We start from the raw sequence: 20544 nt of genomic DNA on the forward strand, positions 1-20544 counted from the left end.
CGCGGTAGCGGTTGGGCAACCACAATAGGTCAACGCCCACTGTTCACGGACTTGCCATGAGCCACCCCAACGCCGAACTGATTACCCGTTTCTACCAGGCTTTCCAGCGCCAGGACGCCGAAGCCATGGCGGCCTGCTATGCCGACGATGTGCATTTCAGCGACCCGGTCTTTCCCAGCCTTAAAGGCTCTGAGGCCGGTGATATGTGGCGCATGCTTACCAGCCGCGCGCAGAACTTTTCTCTGGCGTTTTCCAATGTGCAGGCCAATGACCAGACCGGCAGTGCGCACTGGGTAGCGACGTACCTGTTCAGCGGCACCGGGCGCATGGTGGTCAATCGGATTCAGGCCAGTTTCGTGTTTCGTGACGGCAAGATCGTTGAGCACCATGACCGGTTTGATCTGTGGAAATGGTCTGCGCAGGCATTGGGCGCCAAGGGTGCATTGCTGGGGTGGACGCCGCTGGTGCAAGGGGCTATTCGCAAGCAGGCGGCTAAAGGCTTGGCGGCGTACCGGGCGGGGCGGTGATCGGGGCCTCAAGTGCCCACAGGGTTGTCGGTGTCGTGCGCGCCGGTTTCACGCTCATGGGTGTTACCGGCTTCGGCGATGTCTTCCACCACTTTTCGCAGCGGCGCAAGCTCCTGCTTCAAGTACTGCTCGAGCGCCCGGGTGAGATGGTACTGGTAGTCCTTGCCGGTGATCGATACAACCAGCTCCAGACCCTGGATCAGGCGATCTTCAGCGCGAAATGTGAACAATGGGAATGTCATGGGCTCTCTCCTTTGGCACCTTACGTGTTGACACAGGGAGTATCGGTGGCGAGGTTTTTCACACAATCGCTCGCTGCCTAAACCTGATCAGGCAACTTCCTAAATGCTGGGGGTAAGAGCTCGGTTACCATAACGGTCGCCTCTCTACTGTTCAGATACCTCGCATGTCCGATGACACCGCCAAAGCTTTGCCTCTGGCTCCCGGTAAACCCTGGTTCGTCTACCTTGTGCGCGCAGCTAACGGCGCGTTGTACTGCGGCATCAGCGACGATGCGCAGCGGCGCTTTGCCGTGCACCAGAGTGGCAAGGGTGCGCGGTTTTTCTATTCCAGCCCGGCAGTGGCGTTGGTGTATGTGGAAAGCTGCGCGGGCAAGGGCGATGCGCTGCGGCGCGAGCGCACGATCAAGCGGTTAAGCAAGAAGGCCAAGGAAAACCTGGTGCTTGCCTGGGCCGCGATTCAATCCGGTTATGACGCGCCATCAGCCTGATTGGGTAGGCCCAGGCAACAGAGCCGCGTAAGCTCAGCGTTCATAAAAAAACGCCCCGGAGCCTGCCATGCATGAGCTGATTCTGCACCATTACCCCACATCGCCCTTCGCTGAAAAAACGCGGTTGATGCTGGGTTTCAAGCAGCTTTCCTGGCGCTCGGTGATGATTTCGCCGGTAATGCCCAAGCCCGACCTGGTGGCCCTCACCGGTGGCTACCGCAAGACCCCGGTACTGCAAGTGGGCGCCGATATCTATTGCGACACCGCGCTGATTGCCCGCCGTCTGGAGGCGGAAAAGGCCACCCCGGCGCTGTTCCCGGCTGAACAACTGTTCGCCATTACCGGCTTTACCAACTGGATTGACTCGGTGCTGTTTCAGCACGCCGTGGCGCTGGTGTTTCAGCCCGATTCGGTGGCTGTACGCTTCGCCAAGCTGCCACCGGAAGCGGTAAAGGCATTTATCGCCGACCGCGCCGGTCTGTTCAGCGGCGGCAACGCCAGCCGCGTACCGCTGGCGCAGGCGCAACACCACTGGCCGCAACTGATGGCGCGCCTGGAGCAGCAACTGGGTGCCAGCGGCAGCGACTTCCTGTTTGGCCAGGCCAGCCATGCCGACTTTGCCCTGGCCCACCAACTCTGGTTCCTCAAAGCCACGCCGGTGACCTCGCCGCTTGTGGATAACTATCCGCTGGTATCGGCCTGGCTCGGCCGTGTGCTGGGCTTTGGCCATGGCTCGTCTACGCCGATGACCGCCGAAGAAGCGCTGGACGTGGCGCGCAACGCCACGCCTGCGCCGCTGCCGGATGAAGCGTTTGAAGATCCAAATGGTTTCAAGGCGGGCCAGCAGGTGACCATTGCCGCGATCGACTACGGTGTGGACCCGGTAGCCGGCGAGCTGGTGTACGCCGGGCGTGAGGAATTGATTCTGCGCCGCGAAGATCCGCGTGGCGGGGTGGTGCATGTGCACTTCCCGCGGTTTGGTTTCAAGATCGAGGCACAATAAGTCGAGTTGTTGTAGACACGCGGTTCGTTCCCCGAACAAAAACGCCCGGCTTTGAGCCGGGCGTTTTTGTTTACGTATTCACATCAGATGCCTGACTTGATCGAGCTCCAGTTACGGGTAATCACCCGCATGGCAGCTTGCGAAGGCGGCAGGCTGACGAACAGTTTGTCGATCAGTTTTTCATCCGGGTAAATGGCCGGGTTTTCCCGCACAGCCTGATCCTGCAGCGGCTGCGAGGCCGTGTTGGGGTTGGCGTAGTGCAGGTAGTTGCTGATTTTGGCGATAACGTCCGGGCGCATCAGGTAGTTGATAAACGCATGGGCGCCGGCGGCATTTTTGGCGGTTTTCGGAATGGCCAGGTTGTCGAACCAGATATTGCTGCCGCCGTTGGGCAGGCTGTAGGCCACGGTGTTTTTATTGCCGGCATCGATCGCGCTTTGGCGCGCTTGCAGCACGTCGCCGGAGAAACCGACGGCTACGCAGATATCGCCATTGGCAAGGTCGGCGATGTACTTGGTGGAGTTGAAATAGGTGATCGAGGGCTTGAGGGTTTTGAGCAGCGTGGTGGCGGCTGCGATGTCCTCGGTCTTTTCGCTGTTGGGGTCCAGGCCCAGGTAGAGCATGGCCAGGGGGATGATCTTGGTTGGCTCATCGAGCATGGCCACGCCGCAACCTTTTAGCTTGGCCAGGTTTTCCGGTTTGAAAATCAGGTCCCAGCTATCGACTGGCGCCTTGTCGCCAAGCGCGGCTTTGACTTTGGCGGTGTTGTAGCCAATACCCACGGTGCCCCACAGATACGGCACGGCAAATTTGTTGCCTGGGTCGGAGGTTTCCAGGCGCTTGAGCAAGGAGGGGCTGAGGTTTTTGCTGTTGGGCAGTTGCGCCATGTCCAGGGGGGCATAGACGCCGGTTTTCACCTGGCGGGCGAGAAAGTCGGCAGGGGTTACCACCACGTCATAACCGGAGTTGCCGGTAAGCAGCTTGGTTTCCAGAATGGCGTTGGAGTCGAAGGGTTCCAGTACCACTTTGATGCCGGTTTCTTTTTCAAAATCGGCGAAGGTGGTGGGGCCTACGTAGTCGGCCCAGTTGGCGAAGTGAATTTCCTGCTGGGCGGCACTGGCCTGCAGTGTGAACCCCAGTAACAGCCCCATGGCGCAGCTAAGCGTGGTTTTACCGAACGAGCCTTTCATCATGCGTACTCCAGTGAACCGTGCAGGGAGTTGGAATTAGGCCGGCAGCGGTTCGGTGAGGGTTTGCCAGACCACGCAGGTGGCTGGCGCGCAAACAGGTGAAGCGGGCAGTGGCTCGAATCTAGGGGCTGCCTGGTACAGTGTCGTTCGCGCGTGCACGCGCGGAAAATCGGTGATTTTGTGTGGCCTGCTAAAGCGCCCCCTACTTGGCCGGCGTATTGCTAGAGAGGGAGCAATAGCCAAAAGAGGGAACGGTTTGTGGACGAGGAAACCGAGCGCACGCGCGAGGTGGTGGAGCGTTATCACCAGTGTTGGGTCAACCGCGATGTGGACGGCGTGCTCGCGCTGTTTCACCCCGATGTTGAGTACTACGACTTTTTCAACAACCTGCGCATTCCATTGGCGCAGTTGCGCGAGTACGTAAGCACGGCGATGCCTCGCAGCGCTCAGCACCGTATGGAGCACGTGGACCGCATTCGCGTCGATGGCGATACCGCCTTCATTCAGTACCACTCACGGCTGACCCTGCGGCGCAGCAGCCGGCTGGCATCGTTCCGCGCCAGCGAGGCAATTACCGTGCGCGATGGCCGGGTATGGCGGGTGCATGAGTATGCGACCCCGGTGCGCGAAGAGCAGCCGCCGGCCACCGACAAGGTGCCGCGCCTGGGCTTGTCGTCGGCGCAGGTGCGGTTGATGTTGCTAGACCTGGAACAGTATTTCACCGCCGAGCAGCCCTATCTGGCTGCCGACCTGGATTTGAGCAAAGTAGCCAGCGACACCGGCTACACCCGCAACCAGATTTCCTACCTGCTGAACCAGGTGTTGGGGCTGAGCTTTTACCAGTACGTGAATCGAGCCCGCGTGGATCACTTGCTGGCGCAGCTGGATGGCGAGGACGGCACGCGTATCGACGAACTGGCATTCGCTGCCGGCTTCAATTCGCTGTCGGTGTTTTACCGCTGCTTTCGCGCGCGCACCGGTTTGCCACCGCGCAGCTACTTCAAACAACGGGGCCTTAACCAACTGGCCAAAGGCAAACCGCCTTCGGCCTGATGCCCCTCAAGCGCCTGCGTTATTCACCGATATCTTCGTTCCACAGCTGCGGCTGGTCGGCGATAAATTGCTCCATCATCGCCACGCACGTGTGGTTCTGCAGCACATCGACATTCACGCCGCGTGAACGCAGCAGCTCTTCGTCGCCCATAAAGGTCTGGTTCTCGCCCACGATCACCCGGCGGATGCCGTACAGCAGGATAGCGCCGCTGCACATGGGGCAGGGCGACAGGGTGGTATAGAGCACCGCCTCACGGTACAGGCTGGCGGGTTGGCGACCGGCGTTTTCCAGGGCGTCCATCTCGCCATGCTTGATCACGCTGCCTTCCTGCACCCGGCGGTTATGGCCACGGCCAATGATGCGGCCCTCGTGCACCAGTACCGAGCCAATGGGAATGCCGCCTTCGGCCAACCCCAACTGTGCTTCCTCGATTGCCGCTTGCATAAAGGCGTCCATGGTTTCTCCTGGGTTGTGCTGGGAAAATGGCTGTGAGCCTTACCCTAGAGCAGTCTTTTGCCAGATACCAGCGCGCGTTAACTGTCTGAATGCCGGCGTTTTTTCCATATGCATCGAATAATGTGATTAATTAAGCCGGATATTTGCGCTTTTTACTCAAAATAAATCGATCAATACTAGCTCCACACCCAAGCAAAACAACTTCTGGAGCGAACATCATGAAAACCAGCAAACTGATCCTCAGCCTGACCCTCTCCGTATTGGCCGCTAGCGCAGTAACCGTGCATGCCACCGACCTGTACCAACAACTGAATTCCCCGGTAGTCGCCGAAAGTGGCGCTGACCGTACCGGCGTAAACCGTGTAGCCGAAGGCGGTGCCGACCGCGCTGCTGTTAACCGCGTAGCTGAAGGCGGCGCTGAACGTACTGGTGCTAACCGCGTAGCTGAAGGCGGCGCTGACCGTACTGGCGCTAACCGTGTAGCTGAAGGTGGCGCAGACCGTACTGGCGCTAACCGTGTAGCTGAAGGTGGTGCTGACCGTACTGGCGCTAACCGTGTAGCCGAAGGTGGCGCTGACCGCACTGGTGCTAACCGCGTAGCTGAAGGTGGCGCTGACCGCACTGGTGCTAACCGCGTAGCTGAAGGCGGCGCAGACCGTACTGGCGCTAACCGCGTAGCTGAAGGTGGCGCAGACCGTACTGGCGCTAACCGTGTAGCCGAAGGCGGTGCTGACCGTGTAGGTGCCAATCGCATCAGCTAATACGGCGTTAGCGCTGACAAAAAAGCCCGGCATAAGCCGGGCTTTGTTTTTGTGCTTGAACGCGGTCGGCTTTTCGTAGGGTGTGCTATGCGCACCAGCGGTTTGCCAGAAGATCGCAATGGTGCGCGGAGCACACCCTACAAGAGCAAAAGCCTTGTTTTGTGCTTGAACGCGGTTGGCTCTACAAAAACGGGTTACACCCGGAACTGATTGATCAGCCGCCGTTGCTGCTCGGCGAGTTTGGTCAACTCCGCACTGGCCTGGCTGGCCTCATCCGCGCCACCGGCCACCTCGGCCGCCACCTGGCCAATATTGCTGACGTTGCGGTTAATGTCTTCGGCCACCGCACTCTGCTGTTCGGCCGCACTGGCGATCTGCGTGTTCATGTCGTTGATCACCGATACGGCCTGGGTAATGGCATCCAGCGCGCCGGCGGCGTCGGCGGCGTGGCGCACGCTGTCGTCGGTTTTGCCCTGGCTGTCTTCCATCACCTTCACCACGTCCCGTGTACCTTGCTGCAGCTGCTGGATCATGGTCTGGATTTCTTCGGTGGCTTGCTGGGTTTTCTGCGCCAGGTTACGCACCTCGTCCGCCACTACGGCAAAGCCGCGCCCTTGTTCACCGGCGCGCGCCGCTTCGATGGCGGCGTTAAGGGCGAGCAAGTTGGTTTGTTCGGCAATGCCACGAATGGCAGTGAGGATGGCGTTGATGTTTTCGCTGTCCTTGGCCAGGTTTTGCACCACCGCCACCGCGCGGCCGATTTCGGTGGCCAGCGAAGCAATGGCCTGCGAGGTGTTGTTGACGATGCGCTTGCCTTCGTTGGCCGAGCGGTCGGCGGCGTTGGCCGACTCGGCGGCCAGGGTGGCGTTGCGCGCCACGTCCTGGGCAGTGGCGGTCATCTCGTGCACGGCGGTGGCGACCTGATCGATCTCGACCATCTGCCGCTGCACGCCCTCGTTGGTGCGGATGGCGATATCGGCGGTGTTCTCCGAGGAGTCGCTCACTTTCTGCACCGAGCCCACCACGTCGCGAATCATGTTCTGCAACTTGTTGAGGAAGGTGTTGAAGCCGTTGGCGATCTGCCCCAGTTCATCGGCACGGTCGACCTGCAAACGTTTGGTCAGGTCGCCGTCGCCCTTGGCGATATCGTCGAGCATCAGCACCATCTGCTTCAGCGGCCGGGCGATGCCGTAGCCGACGAACCAGATCACCAGCAGGCCGACAAACGCAATCAGCAGACCCACCACGGTCATGCCCAGGGTGTCGGTTTGGCGTTGCTCATTGAGTTCGTTGTGCAGTTTTCCCAGCTCGGCATACACCGCCTTTTCCGGCAGCTGCATTACCAGGGTCCAGCGGGCACCGGTATCGCCAATGGTGAACGGCATCAGCAATTGCAGCATGCCGGTGTCCTTGTTGGTGCTGAAGGTGGGCTGATTGAGCGGCAGGGATTTCAGCTCGCCTATGCCCGGCAGCACCTCGGCACTGGGCGTGCCGCGTTTGCTCGGGTCTTTGGTGTAGGCCACGATGCGGCCGTTGTCGGAAATCAGGCCCAGCTCGCCGGCACCGTCATACAGCTTGCTGTCGGCGGCGTTGAGAAATTCCTGGATAAAGTCGACGGTGAGGTCTGCGCCGACGATGCCTTGGAACTTGCCGTTGACCAGAATCGGCACGTTGAACGAGGCCAGCATCACCATCTTGCCGCCCATTTCGTAGGGCGCCGGGTCGATCAGGCAGGTGACCTTCTTGTCGCGCGGGCACAGGTAGTACTCGCCCGCCCGCACGCCGGTGGGCAGCAGCTTGTCGCTTTCGATATCCGGGCCGAGGGTGTCCAGGGTCAGGCTGCCGTCATCCTTGCGGTACGCCCAGGGAATAAAACGCCCGGTGTCACTGGCGCCCTTGGCGGTCTGGCCGGCGTAGGTGGCGTCCTGGGCATCGAAGGCGTTCACCTCCCAGCCGATATAGGCGTCCACCAGTTTCGGGTTTTTCTGTAGCACGTTTTGCAACAGGTTGAGCAACCCTTCTCGGGTGAGGCTCAGCGCCGGTGCGCCACTGGCATCGGTTTCGCCGGCCAGGGCGTTGGTCTGTGCCAGGCTGGTGGCAATCACCAGCGGGTATTCGAGCTCTTTGAGCACCTGGCTTACCTGGGCTTGGGCCAGGGCGGTGAGGCGCTGATGAATCATGTCTTCGAGCAGCGACTGGGTGCTGGTCTTGACCAGCTCCTGGGTGCGCGCGCCGGCAAACAGCGAGTACAGCACCAATGCCACGACAACGGCCAACACGCTGGCGCCTGCCAGCAATGCCACGGAGAACTGGATCGATTTGAAGCGCATAGAAACCCCCACGTCGGACTTGTTAGCAGCCGGTCCCTGGCGTATCGGCAGATGGTAGCGAAACCATTAATGATCGGATTCGTAGAGCAAAGATGGCCGAATGCCAGAGCGCAAGTGAGGTTGTTCTGGAAAGTGTGGCGAACTAGCATGTGGGCCCTGTAATGGAGGACCGGTATGAATCATTCTTTTCGTTTGACTGCGTTGGCAGGTTGCCTGCTGCTAAGCGCTTGTCAGGCTGTAAACACCACCAGCGGCGATTCCGTTGGCGTTGGCCGCAAGCAATACATGTTCAGCATGCTGTCGACCCAAGAGGTCAACCAGATGTATGCCCAGTCGTATCAACAGACCCTGAGCGAAGCCAAGGGCAAGGGTCAACTGGATAAAACCAGTGCCAATGCCAAGCGCGTGGATGCAGTAGCTAAACGCCTCATCGCCCAGGCGCCCAAGCTGCGGCCGGACTCGGCACAATGGGCGTGGGAAGTGAACCTGGTGGACAGCGACGAGCTGAACGCCAACTGCGGGCCGGGCGGCAAGATCATCGTCTACAGCGGCCTGATCGATAAGCTCAAACTCACCGATGACGAACTGGCGGCCGTGATGGGCCATGAGATCGCCCACGCACTGCGCGAGCATGGTCGTGAGGCGATGTCCAAAGCCTACGGCATGGAAATCGCCAAGCAGGGCGCCGGTGCATTGCTGGGGCTGGGCCAGGACACCATGGCCCTGGCAGATACCGTGGCTCAATACGGAATGACCCTGCCAAACAGCCGCGCCAATGAAGACGAAGCTGACTTGCTCGGCCTCGAACTCGCAGCCCGCGCCGGCTACAACCCCAACGCCGCTATCACTCTGTGGCAGAAAATGGGCAAGGCCAGCGAAGGTGCACCGCCGGAATTCATGAGCACCCACCCGGCGAACAGCAGTCGCATTGCCTCCTTGCAGGCGGCGATTCCGAAGGTTGAGCCACTCTATAAACAGGCCAAGCCGTAGGGCGAATATCGCCGTGGGCGATATCCGCCGTTTCGCAGATTGAGCTCACGACGACCTCTATCGCCTCACGCATTGTCGTAACGGCGGATATCCGCAATGCGGATATTCGCCCTACGGCAACGCTGTTTCCGCAAACGGTCGGGTCACCAGACCCAGTTGGGCGCGGAAGCTTTCCATATCGAAAATAGTGCACAGCTCTTCGATTTCGCCTGCGCAGTTCAAGGTCCAATAGGCCATGGCGGAGATGCTCAGCACTTTGTCGCTGGCCGGATAACCCAGGGCGGGTTTTTCCAGGGTGCCGATAAGGGTGCACCAGGTGAAGGCCTTGTTGCCTTCGGCCATCACTTCTTCTACCACGACCACCAGATCGGGCATGGCGCTGCGGATTTCCTGCACCATCAGGCTGAAGGCTGCGCTATCGAGCGGTCTCCCGACAAACGAACTCTTGTAGAGGAAGCTCTTGCTGTGCAGTTGTTCGGCGAGGGCGGTGCGTCCTTTGTTCCAGGACAGGTCGATGTGGTGGCGGACCAGCCTTTTCATATCATCCAATGACATAGCGGCGCTCTGCGGTTTGCTGTGGGAAAAAACGCAGCAAACTGTGCATCGCGCCGCCGTCATTCGGCATTGGCCGAAACGCCAGTCGGTTGGCGTCAGATAAACAGCTGCCTCGACTTTTGCGTTCAGCCCTGAAGTCTGGATTCCGGCCTGCGCCGGAATGACGGGGGTTTTGTCAGCCTCCACCGTCTCCCCCGCGCAGGCGGGGGCCCAGAATTGTGAAGGCCTACACCATGCCGCTGGCCTGCATGGCCTTGTAGATAGCAATCCCCGCCAGAACAAAAAACGCGGTCGCGGCCAGCCGACGGATCAAGGTCAACGGCAACTTGTCTGCCGCAAAATTACCCGCCAGCACCACCGGCACGTTGGCAATCAACATGCCCAGCGTCGTGCCGATAATCACCAGCCACAGTTCCGGGTATTGCGCTGCCAGCATCACGGTCGCGATCTGGGTCTTGTCGCCAATCTCGGCGAGGAAGAAGGCGATCAGCGTGGTGAGGAAGGGGCCAAAGCTTTTGGCGGTGGTGGTTTCGTCGTCGATCTTGTCGGGCACCAGCGTCCACAGCGCGGTGGCGGCAAAGCTCACGGCCAGAATCCAGTGCAATACGGCGTTGGAAAACAGACTGCCGAACCAGGCGCCCACCGCGCCGGCGGCGGCATGGTTGGCCAGCGTGGCGGCGACGATACCGGCAATGATGGGCCAGGGTTTGCGAAAGCGTGCCGCCAGAATCAAGGCGAGCAGCTGGGTTTTATCGCCAATTTCAGCCAAGGCGACAATACCGGTTGGAACGAGAAGGGAATCAAGCATCAGGCTTCCTCAGGGGCGGGTAGACACGGCTATGACACGTACTTCTTCCCGCCCCGGGTAAGGAGTTACGTGTCATAGGTCTTGTCAAACCCCTGGGTCCGTCTGAGCGGACCTTGGGTCGCACGCGCCATGCTCTGTGGAGCAAGTATGTTGACGCGGGCCGGGCGAAGTAGCGCGTAGAAGCGTTACTTGCGGGAGACTACTCCCCTAGGACGGGGCGGATTCTGCCCGAGGAATCTGTAAGGGGCAAGCCAAAATTCTGAAGGGATTTCGCCGCGTGGGGTGTGCTGTGCGCACCGTTGCGATTGCCTGGGGAATCGCTTGGTGCGCGGAGCACACCCTACGAGCGCAACCGAGTTAATGGCGTTTCGCGCGGTAGATCTTGAAGCCCTGGCCCTCGCCCAGCGTGGCGCACGGGCCCAGGTGTTGTTCAATCAGCGGCGGATACTTGAGAAAACTGTTGGCCACCAAACGCAGCTCGCCTTTGTGCTCCAGGTGTTTTACCGCCTGGCGCAGCAGGTGCTCGGTGGCCTGGTAATGGGTGTGCACGCCTTCGTGAAACGGCGGATTGGTGAGAATGCTCATAAGGTTTTTCGGCGCGGCGTCGATGCCGTCGCCGGTGATGACCTCGGCCTCGAGGTTATTCGCGGCCAGGGTCAGACGACTGCTTGCGGCAGCAAAGGCATCCACATCCAGCATCGTCACCTGACTCTCGGGGTAACGACGTTTCAACACCGCACCGAGCACGCCAGCGCCGCAGCCAAAGTCCAGCAGGTGGCCTGTGGGTAACTTGTCCAGGTGCTCGAGAAACAGCGCGGTGCCGCGGTCCAGGCGGCCATGGCTGAATACGCCGGGCAGGCTGACAACGGTGAGCACGCCATCGTCCAGCGGCAGTTCGTAGCGTTGCGCCAGGGCGTTCAAGTCGGGCGTGACCGGGGCGTTTTCCACCGTCACCTGCCACAGCTGGCAATGGCGCGCGCTGTCGAGTTTGCGCGGCTTGCCGAAGGGCTGCAGTTGCTTGGCCGCACGTTCGATACCGGCGCGTTTTTCCCCCACCAGATACAGCTCACGCCCGGCCAGACGCGAGGCCAGGGCGTGCAGCAGGTAGTCGGTAAGCTCGCGGGACTTGGGCAGAAACAGCACGGCGGCATCGAAGGTTTTTTCACCCGGTTCCACACCAAAGTGGCAACGCGCTGCAAAGCGCGCCGTCAGGCTGCCATGGTCGCCGGCGTGCCAGCTCCAGCCGTGGGCGTCGGGCAATTGGCCGAGCAGGTCGTCGGCGGGCAGGCCGGCCAATAGCAGGTTGCCGGTAAACAGCGCCTGCTGGCGCAACAGCACTTCGCTTCGCGGGTCCATGGGCTTCTCCTTGAATAGGCGCTCGGGAAAAAAGCCGGGCAGCTTAGCTGACCTGCCGTTTCGGCGCACCGTTGAAGAACGCGGCGGCGTTTTCGCTCATCTGCGCCACGATGCGTTGCCGCGCTTCTCGGGCGCCCCAGGCGCTGTGCGGGGTCACGATCAGCCGCGGAATGTCGTCGGCCAGCAGCGGGTTTCCGTCAACGGGCGGTTCCTGAATCAGCACATCAGTGGCCGCGCCACCCAGATGCCCGCGACGCAGGGCGTCCGCCAGGGCCTGCTCATTGACCAGACCGCCGCGCGCGGTGTTGATCAGGTAAGCCGTGGGCTTCATCAGGTTTAACTGCGGGGTGTCGATCAGGTTTTGGGTGTGCTCGTTGAGCGGGCAGTGCAGGGTTAGCGCGTCCACCTGCGGCAGCAGTTCTTCCAGCGGCAAACGGTCCGGGCGAGCAGGGCGCCCCGGCAAGTGGCCGAGCAACACGCGCATGCCGAACGCTTCGGCCAGCCTGGCCACGGCGCTGCCCAATTCGCCGGCTCCCAGCAGCCCGAGGGTTTTGCCTTCCAGCTCGACGATGGGGAAATCCAGCAAGCAGAACTGCTTGGCCTGTTGCCATTTGCCCTGGCGAATTTCCCGTTGGTAATCCGGCAGACGCGTCGCCAGCGCGAGCAGCAACATCAGCGTGTGCTGGGCCACCGACGGCGTGCCGTAGCCTTGGCAATTGCTCACCACCACGCCGTGTTCGCGGGCGGCGGCGAGGTCGACGTTATTGGTGCCGGTGGCGGCAACCAGCACCAGCTTCAGCTGCGGGTTGGCGGTAAACGTGGCGGCGGTAATCGGCGCTTTGTTGGTAATGACCACCGTGGCCGTGCGCAAGCGTTCGGCAACTTCGGAGGGCGTGCTGCTGCCATGCAGCGTCAGCTCGGAGAACGCCGCGTGCAGCGGAGCAAGGTCGAGATCGCCGAGGTCAAGGGAGTCGTGATCGAGGAACACGGCGCGGCTGGGGTTGGTCATCAGCTGTACCTTTTTTGCAGTCTTAGGAGGGCGTATCGTTGTCAGCCTAACAGACCGCGGAGCGTCACCATGTACTGGACGGAATTTCTGACCGTTGCCCTGATTCACCTGCTGGCGGTGGCCAGCCCCGGCCCGGATTTCGCTGTGGTGGTGCGCGAGAGCGTGGCCAATGGGCGGCGCGCCGGAACCTGGACGGCGCTGGGTGTAGGGTGCGCGATTTTCCTCCACGTCACGTATTCGTTGCTGGGTATCGGCTTGATCGTGTCGCAGTCGATTGTGCTGTTCAGTGCCTTGAAATGGTTGGCCGCGGCATACCTGGTGTACATCGGCATCAAAGCCTTGCGGGCGCAGCCGGCTGTTGCAGCTGATGAAGCGCAAGTAGTTGCCGAACCGGTGCAACGCACCGCGCGCGGGGCCTTTGTCAGCGGTTTTATTACCAACGGACTGAACCCCAAGGCCACGCTGTTTTTCCTCTCCTTGTTTACCGTGGTGATCAACCCGCATACGCCCTTGCTGGTGCAAGCCGGTTATGGCGTGTACCTGGCGGCGGCGACCGCGACCTGGTTTTGCATGGTGGCGTGGTTGTTCAGCCAGGAGCGTGTGCGCGCCGGCTTCTCGCGCATGGGGCACTGGTTTGATCGGGCGATGGGAGTGGTGTTGGTGGGGTTGGGAATCAAGGTGGCGTTGGCGCGGATGCCGTGACGCGATCCTTAGCCTAATACCGTCATCCCCGCGCAGGCGGGAATGACGGAGCACAGACAGGTATCAGTAATTTAAAAGCCCGGCGTTTGAGCCGGGCTTTTTTGTTTCTGGCGAAGCGTTACAGCAACTCGATCGCCACCGCCGTCGCTTCACCGCCACCAATGCACAGCGATGCCACACCGCGTTTGCCGCCAGTGTTTTTCAGTGCGTTGATCAGGGTAAGGATGATGCGCGAACCCGTGGAACCCACCGGGTGGCCCTGGGCGCAGGCGCCGCCGTAAACGTTGACCTTGGCGTGGTCCAGCCCGTGTTCACGCATGGCCAGCATGGTGACCATGGCAAAGGCTTCGTTGATTTCGAACAGGTCGACGTCGTTCTTGCTCCAGCCGGTTTTGGCGAACAGGTTGCTCATGGCGCCGATGGGCGCGATGGTGAACTCGCTCGGGTCCTGGCTCTGGGTGGCGTGGCCGACAATTTTGGCCAGCGGTTTCAGGCCGCGACGGGCAGCTTCGTCGCTGGTCATTAGCACCAATGCACTGGCGCCGTCGGAGATCGAGCTGGCGTTGGCGGCGGTGATGGTGCCGTCTTTGCGGAAGGCCGGTTTCAGGCCTGGGATTTTGTCCAGATTGGCGTTCAGCGGCTGCTCGTCGTCTTTGACCACCACCTCGCCTTTGCGGCTGGTGACAGTAACCGGCACGATTTCAGCGGTCAGCGAGCCGTCGGCAATCGCCTTCTGCGCGCGCTTGAGCGACTCGATGGCGTAGGCGTCCATCTCTTCGCGGCTGATGCCGTATTTGTCCGCGGTTTCCTGGGCAAACGAGCCCATCAGGCGACCGGTGCGGGCGTCTTCCAGGCCATCGAGGAACATGTGGTCCTTGATCTCGCCGTGGCCCATGCGCAGGCCAGTGCGGGCCTTTTCCAGAATGTAGGGGGCGTTGGACATGCTCTCCATGCCGCCTGCCACCATCACGCTGTTGGTGCCGGCCTTGAGGGCGTCGTGGGCGAGCATTACGGCTTTCATGCCGGAGCCGCAGAGTTTGTTGATGGTGGTGCAACCGGTGGCGGCGGGCAGGCCGGCATTCAATGAGGCCTGGCGGGCCGGGCCTTGCTTGAGGCCGGCGGGCAGTACGCAGCCCATGATCACTTCCTGCACGTCGGCAGCGTCTATGCCGGCACGTTGTACGGCTTCACGGATCGCCAGGGCGCCGAGGTCTACAGCGGGAACGCTGGAAAGGCTGCCCTGAAAACCACCCATTGGCGTACGAGCGCCGCTGACGATAACGATGTCTGTCATTTCGCTGTCCTCTTGTTCTTCTGTTACGTGTGGTGCGGCCGTTGAATACCGGCCGATGGAGCCGATTCTACCTCGTGACTAAAAGTGGCCAAAGAGTCACGTTGAAATCATTCTTTTGGTTGATTTATGCCTGGCGCAACGGCTCTAGAGTGCGGTTATAAGAAGCGTGTGAAACGTAGCGAGCGAAGGCCAGGCAAGGCGAACGATGACGAAAAAGCGGAGTTGGCTGTAGCCAATGAGCATTTTGAGTCAGGGTTCAACGCCGCATGGCCGAGCGCAGTAGTTTCATTTCATTAGGCCGTGCGTACAGGTGAACCAATGCTGCAAACCCGTGTAATCCAACCCGCTGACAACGCTTACCAAGCGCCGCTGTTGATTAAACGCTTGCTGCTGTCAGGCAGTCGCTACGAGAAAACCCGGGAAATCGTGTATCGCGACCTGGTGCGTTACAGCTACCTCACCTTCAACGAGCGGGTCGCCCGCCTTGCCAACGTGCTCACCAACGCCGGTGTCAAACCGGGCGACACCGTGGCTGTGATGGATTGGGACAGCCACCGCTACCTGGAATGCATGTTTGCCGTACCAATGATCGGCGCCGTGTTGCACACCATCAATATCCGCCTGTCCCCGGAACAGATTCTCTACACCATGAACCACGCCGATGACCGCGTGGTGCTGGTCAACAGCGAATTTCTGCCGATTTACCAAGGCATCAAGGGCGCGCTGACCACCGTCGAAAAAACCATTCTGCTCACCGACGGCGCCGATAAAACCGCCGACCTGCCGAACCTGGTGGGTGAGTACGAGCAACTGCTCGCTGGCGCGAGCCCGCAGTACGACTTCCCCGACTTCGACGAGAACTCGGTGGCCACCACCTTCTACACCACCGGCACCACCGGCAACCCCAAGGGCGTGTACTTCACCCACCGCCAACTGGTGCTGCACACCATGGGCATGGCCAGCATGATGGGCGCCGTGCACACGCCGCGGCTGATGGCCAATGACGATGTGTATATGCCCATCACCCCGATGTTCCACGTGCATGCCTGGGGCGTGCCTTATGTAGCGACCATGCTGGGTATCAAGCAGGTGTACCCGGGCCGTTACGATCCTGAATTGCTGGTGGGCCTGTGGAAAAAAGAGAAGGTCACTTTCTCCCACTGTGTACCGACCATTCTACAAATGGTGATGAACGCCAAAGCCGCGCAAGACGTTGAGTTCAACGGCTGGAAAATCATCATCGGCGGCAGTTCGCTCAACCGTTCGTTGTACGAAGCCGCCAAAGCGCGCGGTATTCACCTGACCGCTGCTTACGGCATGTCGGAAACCTGCCCGATGATTTCCTGCGCCCATATGAACGACGAGTTGCTGGCCGGCAGCGAAGACGAGCGCACCACCTACAAGATCAAGGCCGGCGTACCGGTGCCGTTGGTGGAGGCAGCGATTATCGATGCTGACGGCAACTTCCTGCCCGCCGATGGCGAGTCGCAAGGCGAGTTGGTGCTGCGTGCGCCGTGGTTGACCCAGGGTTATTTCCGCGAGCCGCAGAAGAGCGAGGAGTTGTGGGAAGGCGGTTGGCTGCACACCGGTGACGTGGCGACGCTCGACAATATGGGCTTTATCGATATTCGTGACCGTATCAAGGACGTGATCAAAACCGGCGGGGAGTGGATCTCGTCGCTGGAGCTCGAAGACCTGGTCAGCCGCCACCCCGGCGTACGCGAAGTGGCGGTGGTGGGTATTCCCGACCCGCAGTGGGGCGAGCGCCCGTTTGCCCTGTTGGTGGCGCGCGAGGGTCACACTCTGGACGCGAAAAGCCTGAAGGAACACCTCAAGCCTTTTGTTGAACAAGGGCTGCTGAGCAAGTGGGCGATTCCTTCGCAAATTGCGCTTGTTACTGAAATTCCCAAGACCAGCGTTGGCAAGCTGGATAAGAAACGTATCCGCCTGGATATCGCGCAATGGCAGGAGGCCGGCAGCGCCTTTTTGTCCACTCTGTGACTGTAACGGGCCGTATATATCCGGTACGGCCCCCTCCCGAGCAAGCGCTTGGCCCGCTCAAGCGCTGGCCTTGCGCCACTTTTCACTCCTGCGTACGTCGCTAAAACCGCCGAAACCTGCATTCCAGAGTGGTCGGCGCCTTCAAATCACACTTTAGATGGATCATTTCGTACGACCTTGTACCTATAGTCGCTGCCATCCATAACAAAAAAACAAACATGGAGTAGCGTCGATGACCTCAACAAGAACGTTCTGGCGCCTGGCAAGACTGCCGCTGGCCGTCAGCCTCGCCACCACCCTCGCCACACCTGCTTTCGCAGTCACGTTCAACATCGGTGAAATTGAAGGTTCGTTCGACTCGTCGCTCTCTGTGGGCGCGAGCTGGTCGACTACCGGTGCGGACAAGGATCTGATCGGGGTTAACAACGGTGGCAACGGCCTGTCCCAGACCTCGGACGATTCACACCTGAACTTCAAGAGCGGCGAAACCTTCTCGAAGATCTTCAAAGGCATCCACGACCTCGAATTGAAATACGGCGACACCGGCGTATTCGTTCGTGGCAAGTACTGGTACGACTTTGAGCTGAAAGACGAAAACCGCGAGTTCAAAGATATCTCCGACAGCAACCGTAAAGAGGGCGCGCAGTCCTCCGGTGGCCAGATCCTCGACGCCTTCGTTTACCACAACTACGCCATTGCCAATCAGCCGGGCAGCGTCCGTCTCGGTAAGCAGGTACTGAGCTGGGGTGAAAGTACCTTTATCCAGAACGGTATCAACGCCGTTAACCCGATCGACGTTTCCGCTTTCCGCCGCCCAGGCGCGGAAATCAAGGAAGGTCTGATCCCGGTAAACATGTTCTCTATGCAGCAAAGCCTCACCGAAAACCTGTCGGTTGAAGCCTTCTACCAGTTGGAATGGGACCAGACCGTTACCGATAACTGCGGTACGTTCTTCGCCCAGCCGGACATCGTTTCCGATGGCTGTGATAGCAACCTCGCGGTGTTGCGTACGCAGGAAAGCACCTATAACGCGGTCTACAACACGCTGATCGGCCTCGGCGCGCCGCCTGCTACAGCGGCAGCTGTGGCAGCCGGCCGTATCGCTGCGCTGCGCGCGGCGGGCGTGGAATGGGGCGCGCCTGACGAGGGCGTGATCGTACGTCGCGGTGGTGACCGTGATGCACGTGATGGCGGCCAATGGGGTACAGCATTTCGCTACTTTGCAGATGAGTTGAACACCGAGTTCGGTGCTTACTTCATGAACTACCACAGCCGCACACCGATCTTCAGTGCTACCGCGCCAAGCCAGGCGGTTTACACCGCAGCCGGCGCGCTCGGTACGCTGGCGCCTCTGGTTGTTGCCGGTAACTCTTCCTACTTCATGGAATACCCGGAAGACATCCGTCTGTACGGTCTGAGCTTCTCCACCACGTTGCCCGAAGGCACGGCCTGGAGCGGTGAGTTGAGCTACCGCCCGAACGCTCCGGTGCAAATCAACTCCACCGACATCCTCTACGCCGGTGTGAAATTGCTCGGCGGCGCCTATGCCGATGCATCGACGCTCGACGGCCTGCCGGGTCAGGATCAACACGGCTACAACCGCAAGGAAATCACCCAGTTCCAGACCACGTTCACGCACTTCTTCGATCAGGTGATGGGCGCCGAGCGTCTGACGCTGGTAGGCGAAGTAGGTGTGGTGCATGTGGGCGGTCTGGAAAGCAACTCCGATGTGCGCTACGGCCGCGACCCGATCTACGGCCCGGGCCCACTGCCTAACAACAGCTGCCAAGGCCTCAACGCTGCAACCCTGGGGACCAACACCAAAAATGTCAGCAAGTGGTGCGAAAACGATGGTTTCACCACCTCGACTTCGTGGGGCTACCGCGCCCGCGCCATCTGGGACTACAACAGCGTATTCGCGGGTGTGAACCTGAAGCCGAACGTGGCCTGGTCGCATGACGTCCATGGTTACGGCCCAAACAGCTCCTTCAACGAAGGCAGCAAAGCGGTGAGCCTGGGCGTGGACGCTGAATACCAGAACACCTACACCGCCAGCCTGTCGTACACCAACTTCTTCGGTGGCGACTACAACACCCTGGTGGACCGTGACTTCGCCGCTCTCAGCGTCGGCGTGAACTTCTAAGCAGACAGAGACTTTGAGGAAGGTATGACGATGAAAATAACAAAGAGTCTGCTCAATACCGGCGCTGCCCTGGCACTGTCGCTGTTGGCTACTAGCGTGATGGCGGCCGTTTCGGCCGAAGAAGCTGCCAAGCTTGGTACTACCCTGACCCCGGTTGGCGCAGAAATGGCCGGTAACGCCGATGGCACCATCCCAGCCTGGACCGGCGGCTTGCCGAAAAACGCCGGCAGCGTGGACGGCAAAGGCTTTCTGAGCGATCCGTTCGCCAACGAAAAGCCGCTGTTTACCATCACCGCGCAGAACGTCGAGCAGTACAAGGCCAAGCTCACCCCGGGCCAGTACGCGATGTTCAAACGCTACCCGGAAACCTACAAGATTCCGGTGTACACCACGCACCGTACCGCTACCGTGCCGGCAGACGTGCAAGCAGCAGCGAAGAAAAACGCTGTGAACACCAAGCTGGTACAAGGTGGCAACGGTCTGGAGAACTTCGAAACGGCCTATCCGTTCCCGATTCCAAAAGACGGCGTGGAAGCGATCTGGAACCAGATCACCCGTTATCGCGGCGGCAGCCTGAAGCGTCTGGTTACCCAGGCCACTCCGCAGGCAAACGGTTCCTACTCGCTGGTGTACTTCCAGGATCAGTTCACCTTCCGCGCCAACCTGACCGACTACGATGCCAGCAAGCCAAGCAACATCCTGTTCTACTTCAAGCAACAGGTAACTGCGCCGTCGCGTCTGGCCGGTAACGTGCTGCTGGTGCACGAAACCCTCGACCAGGTTAAAGAACCGCGTCTGGCGTGGATCTACAACGCCGGTCAGCGTCGCGTTCGTCGCGCTCCGCAAGTGTCGTACGACGGCCCGGGTACTGCAGCCGATGGCCTGCGTACCTCGGACAACTTCGACATGTACAACGGTGCGCCGGATCGCTACGACTGGAAGCTTGAAGGCAAGAAAGAGATCTACATTCCGTACAACAACTACCGCCTCGATTCGCCGAACCTCAAGTACGCCGACATCATCAAGGCCGGGCACATCAACCAGGACCTGACCCGTTACGAACTGCACCGTGTGTGGCACGTAGTGGGCACGCTGAAAGCAGGCGAGCGTCATATCTACGCCAAGCGTGACTTCTACCTGGACGAAGACACCTGGCAGGTTTCCGAAGGCGACCACTACGACGGCCGTGGCACCCTGTGGCGTGTAGCCGAGGCCCATGCCGAGTACTACTACGACAAGCAAGTGCCGTGGTACACCCTGGAAACCCTGTATGACCTGCTCTCGGGCCGCTACATTGCCCTGGGCATGAAAAACGAAGAGAAGTCGGCTTATGACTTTGACTTCAAAGCCTCCGAGTCTGACTACACCCCGGCGGCCCTGCGCCAGTCCGGCGTGCGGTAACGGCGTTAGCAACAAAAGGACCGGCCTTAGGGCCGGTTTTTTGTTGCTTGGCGAGCGGCTGCGCGTCGGTGATGCGGCGTTGCGTCCTCGCTTTTAATGCTCACGTACCGCAGTACGCTGCGCTTAAAAGCTGCGGGGCGCCTTGCTTCACCTAGCTCGCTCGCTCTTGAGTTGTGTCGCGGCCGATATCGCCACGTTCGACACGCTTTCGTAGGGAGTGCTATGCGCACCTAG

At 60.3% G+C, this 20544-nt stretch carries 19 protein-coding genes and 1 riboswitch; of the genes, 9 read left to right on the top strand and 10 right to left on the bottom strand.

The window, feature by feature from the left end; translation table 11 throughout:
* Nucleotides 1-56 precede the first annotated feature (56 nt).
* Nucleotides 57-527: a nuclear transport factor 2 family protein gene (locus PKE98_RS03890; protein ID WP_271193972.1), complete on the top strand. Its 471-nt coding sequence runs from the start codon at nt 57-59 to the stop codon at nt 525-527.
* An 8-nt stretch (nt 528-535) separates the two neighbouring features.
* On the opposite strand, the gene PKE98_RS03895 is transcribed toward PKE98_RS03890, so the two are convergent.
* On the bottom strand, nt 536-769 hold the full coding sequence (locus PKE98_RS03895) for a transcriptional regulator (protein ID WP_271193973.1): 234 nt from the start codon (nt 767-769) through the stop codon (nt 536-538).
* A 164-nt stretch (nt 770-933) separates the two neighbouring features.
* Between PKE98_RS03895 and PKE98_RS03900 the strand changes: the two genes are divergently transcribed.
* Both PKE98_RS03900 and PKE98_RS03905 read left to right on the top strand, forming a co-directional pair.
* Complete coding sequence (locus tag PKE98_RS03900) at nt 934-1257, top strand: GIY-YIG nuclease family protein (RefSeq protein WP_271193974.1); 324 nt, start codon at nt 934-936, stop codon at nt 1255-1257.
* Between the two features lie 67 nt (nt 1258-1324).
* Nucleotides 1325-2260, top strand: a complete 936-nt coding sequence (locus PKE98_RS03905; RefSeq protein ID WP_271193975.1) for a glutathione S-transferase family protein — start codon at nt 1325-1327, stop codon at nt 2258-2260.
* Nucleotides 2261-2343: 83 nt separating this feature from the next.
* Here the strand turns inward: PKE98_RS03905 and PKE98_RS03910 are convergent, their stop codons facing one another.
* Nucleotides 2344-3450 carry a polyamine ABC transporter substrate-binding protein gene (locus PKE98_RS03910; protein WP_271193976.1) on the bottom strand — a complete coding sequence of 369 codons (1107 nt, stop codon included), beginning with the start codon at nt 3448-3450 and terminating at the stop codon, nt 2344-2346.
* A 258-nt stretch (nt 3451-3708) separates the two neighbouring features.
* Here PKE98_RS03910 and PKE98_RS03915 point away from each other — a divergent pair, with 258 nt between their 5' ends.
* The gene (locus PKE98_RS03915) at nt 3709-4503 is read left to right on the top strand and encodes a nuclear transport factor 2 family protein (RefSeq protein ID WP_271193977.1); all 795 of its coding nucleotides are present in this window, start codon (nt 3709-3711) and stop codon (nt 4501-4503) included.
* 19 nt (nt 4504-4522) lie between these two features.
* Here PKE98_RS03915 and PKE98_RS03920 read toward each other — a convergent pair whose 3' ends face one another.
* The 3 genes from PKE98_RS03920 to PKE98_RS03930 form a co-directional block, all read right to left on the bottom strand.
* Nucleotides 4523-4960: a nucleoside deaminase gene (locus PKE98_RS03920; RefSeq protein ID WP_271193978.1), complete on the bottom strand. Its 438-nt coding sequence runs from the start codon at nt 4958-4960 to the stop codon at nt 4523-4525.
* 176 nt (nt 4961-5136) lie between these two features.
* A complete protein-coding gene (locus tag PKE98_RS27020; protein WP_373877805.1) occupies nt 5137-5754 on the bottom strand; it encodes a hypothetical protein in 618 nt (205 codons plus the stop codon).
* Between the two features lie 161 nt (nt 5755-5915).
* Nucleotides 5916-8051, bottom strand: a complete 2136-nt coding sequence (locus tag PKE98_RS03930; RefSeq protein ID WP_271193980.1) for a methyl-accepting chemotaxis protein — start codon at nt 8049-8051, stop codon at nt 5916-5918.
* A 174-nt stretch (nt 8052-8225) separates the two neighbouring features.
* On the opposite strand from PKE98_RS03930, the gene PKE98_RS03935 reads away from it, so the two are divergent.
* On the top strand, nt 8226-9041 hold the full coding sequence (locus PKE98_RS03935) for a M48 family metallopeptidase (protein WP_271193981.1): 816 nt from the start codon (nt 8226-8228) through the stop codon (nt 9039-9041).
* Nucleotides 9042-9152: 111 nt separating this feature from the next.
* Here PKE98_RS03935 and PKE98_RS03940 read toward each other — a convergent pair whose 3' ends face one another.
* The 4 genes from PKE98_RS03940 to PKE98_RS03955 form a co-directional block, all read right to left on the bottom strand.
* Nucleotides 9153-9596 carry a ketosteroid isomerase-related protein gene (locus PKE98_RS03940; RefSeq protein ID WP_271193982.1) on the bottom strand — a complete coding sequence of 148 codons (444 nt, stop codon included), beginning with the start codon at nt 9594-9596 and terminating at the stop codon, nt 9153-9155.
* Nucleotides 9597-9822: 226 nt separating this feature from the next.
* Entirely contained in the window at nt 9823-10404 is a 582-nt protein-coding gene (locus PKE98_RS03945; protein WP_271193983.1) for a TMEM165/GDT1 family protein, read from the bottom strand.
* Between the two features lie 86 nt (nt 10405-10490).
* A riboswitch (yybP-ykoY riboswitch) is annotated at nt 10491-10624 on the bottom strand.
* A 137-nt stretch (nt 10625-10761) separates the two neighbouring features.
* Nucleotides 10762-11760, bottom strand: a complete 999-nt coding sequence (locus PKE98_RS03950; RefSeq protein WP_271193984.1) for a methyltransferase — start codon at nt 11758-11760, stop codon at nt 10762-10764.
* Between the two features lie 43 nt (nt 11761-11803).
* Nucleotides 11804-12769, bottom strand: coding sequence for a 2-hydroxyacid dehydrogenase (locus PKE98_RS03955; RefSeq protein ID WP_271193985.1), 966 nt, complete (start codon nt 12767-12769; stop codon nt 11804-11806).
* A 69-nt stretch (nt 12770-12838) separates the two neighbouring features.
* On the opposite strand from PKE98_RS03955, the gene PKE98_RS03960 reads away from it, so the two are divergent.
* Nucleotides 12839-13471: a LysE family translocator gene (locus tag PKE98_RS03960; RefSeq protein WP_271193986.1), complete on the top strand. Its 633-nt coding sequence runs from the start codon at nt 12839-12841 to the stop codon at nt 13469-13471.
* A 118-nt stretch (nt 13472-13589) separates the two neighbouring features.
* Here PKE98_RS03960 and PKE98_RS03965 read toward each other — a convergent pair whose 3' ends face one another.
* The gene (locus PKE98_RS03965) at nt 13590-14765 is read right to left on the bottom strand and encodes a thiolase family protein (protein ID WP_271193987.1); all 1176 of its coding nucleotides are present in this window, start codon (nt 14763-14765) and stop codon (nt 13590-13592) included.
* A 318-nt stretch (nt 14766-15083) separates the two neighbouring features.
* On the opposite strand from PKE98_RS03965, the gene PKE98_RS03970 reads away from it, so the two are divergent.
* The 3 genes from PKE98_RS03970 (at nt 15084) to PKE98_RS03980 (ending at nt 20310) form a co-directional block, all read left to right on the top strand.
* Nucleotides 15084-16766 carry a fatty acid--CoA ligase gene (locus tag PKE98_RS03970; protein ID WP_271193988.1) on the top strand — a complete coding sequence of 561 codons (1683 nt, stop codon included), beginning with the start codon at nt 15084-15086 and terminating at the stop codon, nt 16764-16766.
* Between the two features lie 232 nt (nt 16767-16998).
* Complete coding sequence (locus tag PKE98_RS03975; protein ID WP_271193989.1) at nt 16999-18909, top strand: DUF1302 domain-containing protein; 1911 nt, start codon at nt 16999-17001, stop codon at nt 18907-18909.
* A gap of 30 nt (nt 18910-18939) precedes the next feature.
* Entirely contained in the window at nt 18940-20310 is a 1371-nt protein-coding gene (locus PKE98_RS03980) for a DUF1329 domain-containing protein (RefSeq protein WP_271193990.1), read from the top strand.
* Nucleotides 20311-20544: the final 234 nt, after the last annotated feature.

Origin of the sequence: Pseudomonas turukhanskensis, assembly GCF_027922365.1 — a bacterium.
GTDB lineage: Bacteria > Pseudomonadota > Gammaproteobacteria > Pseudomonadales > Pseudomonadaceae > Aquipseudomonas > Aquipseudomonas turukhanskensis.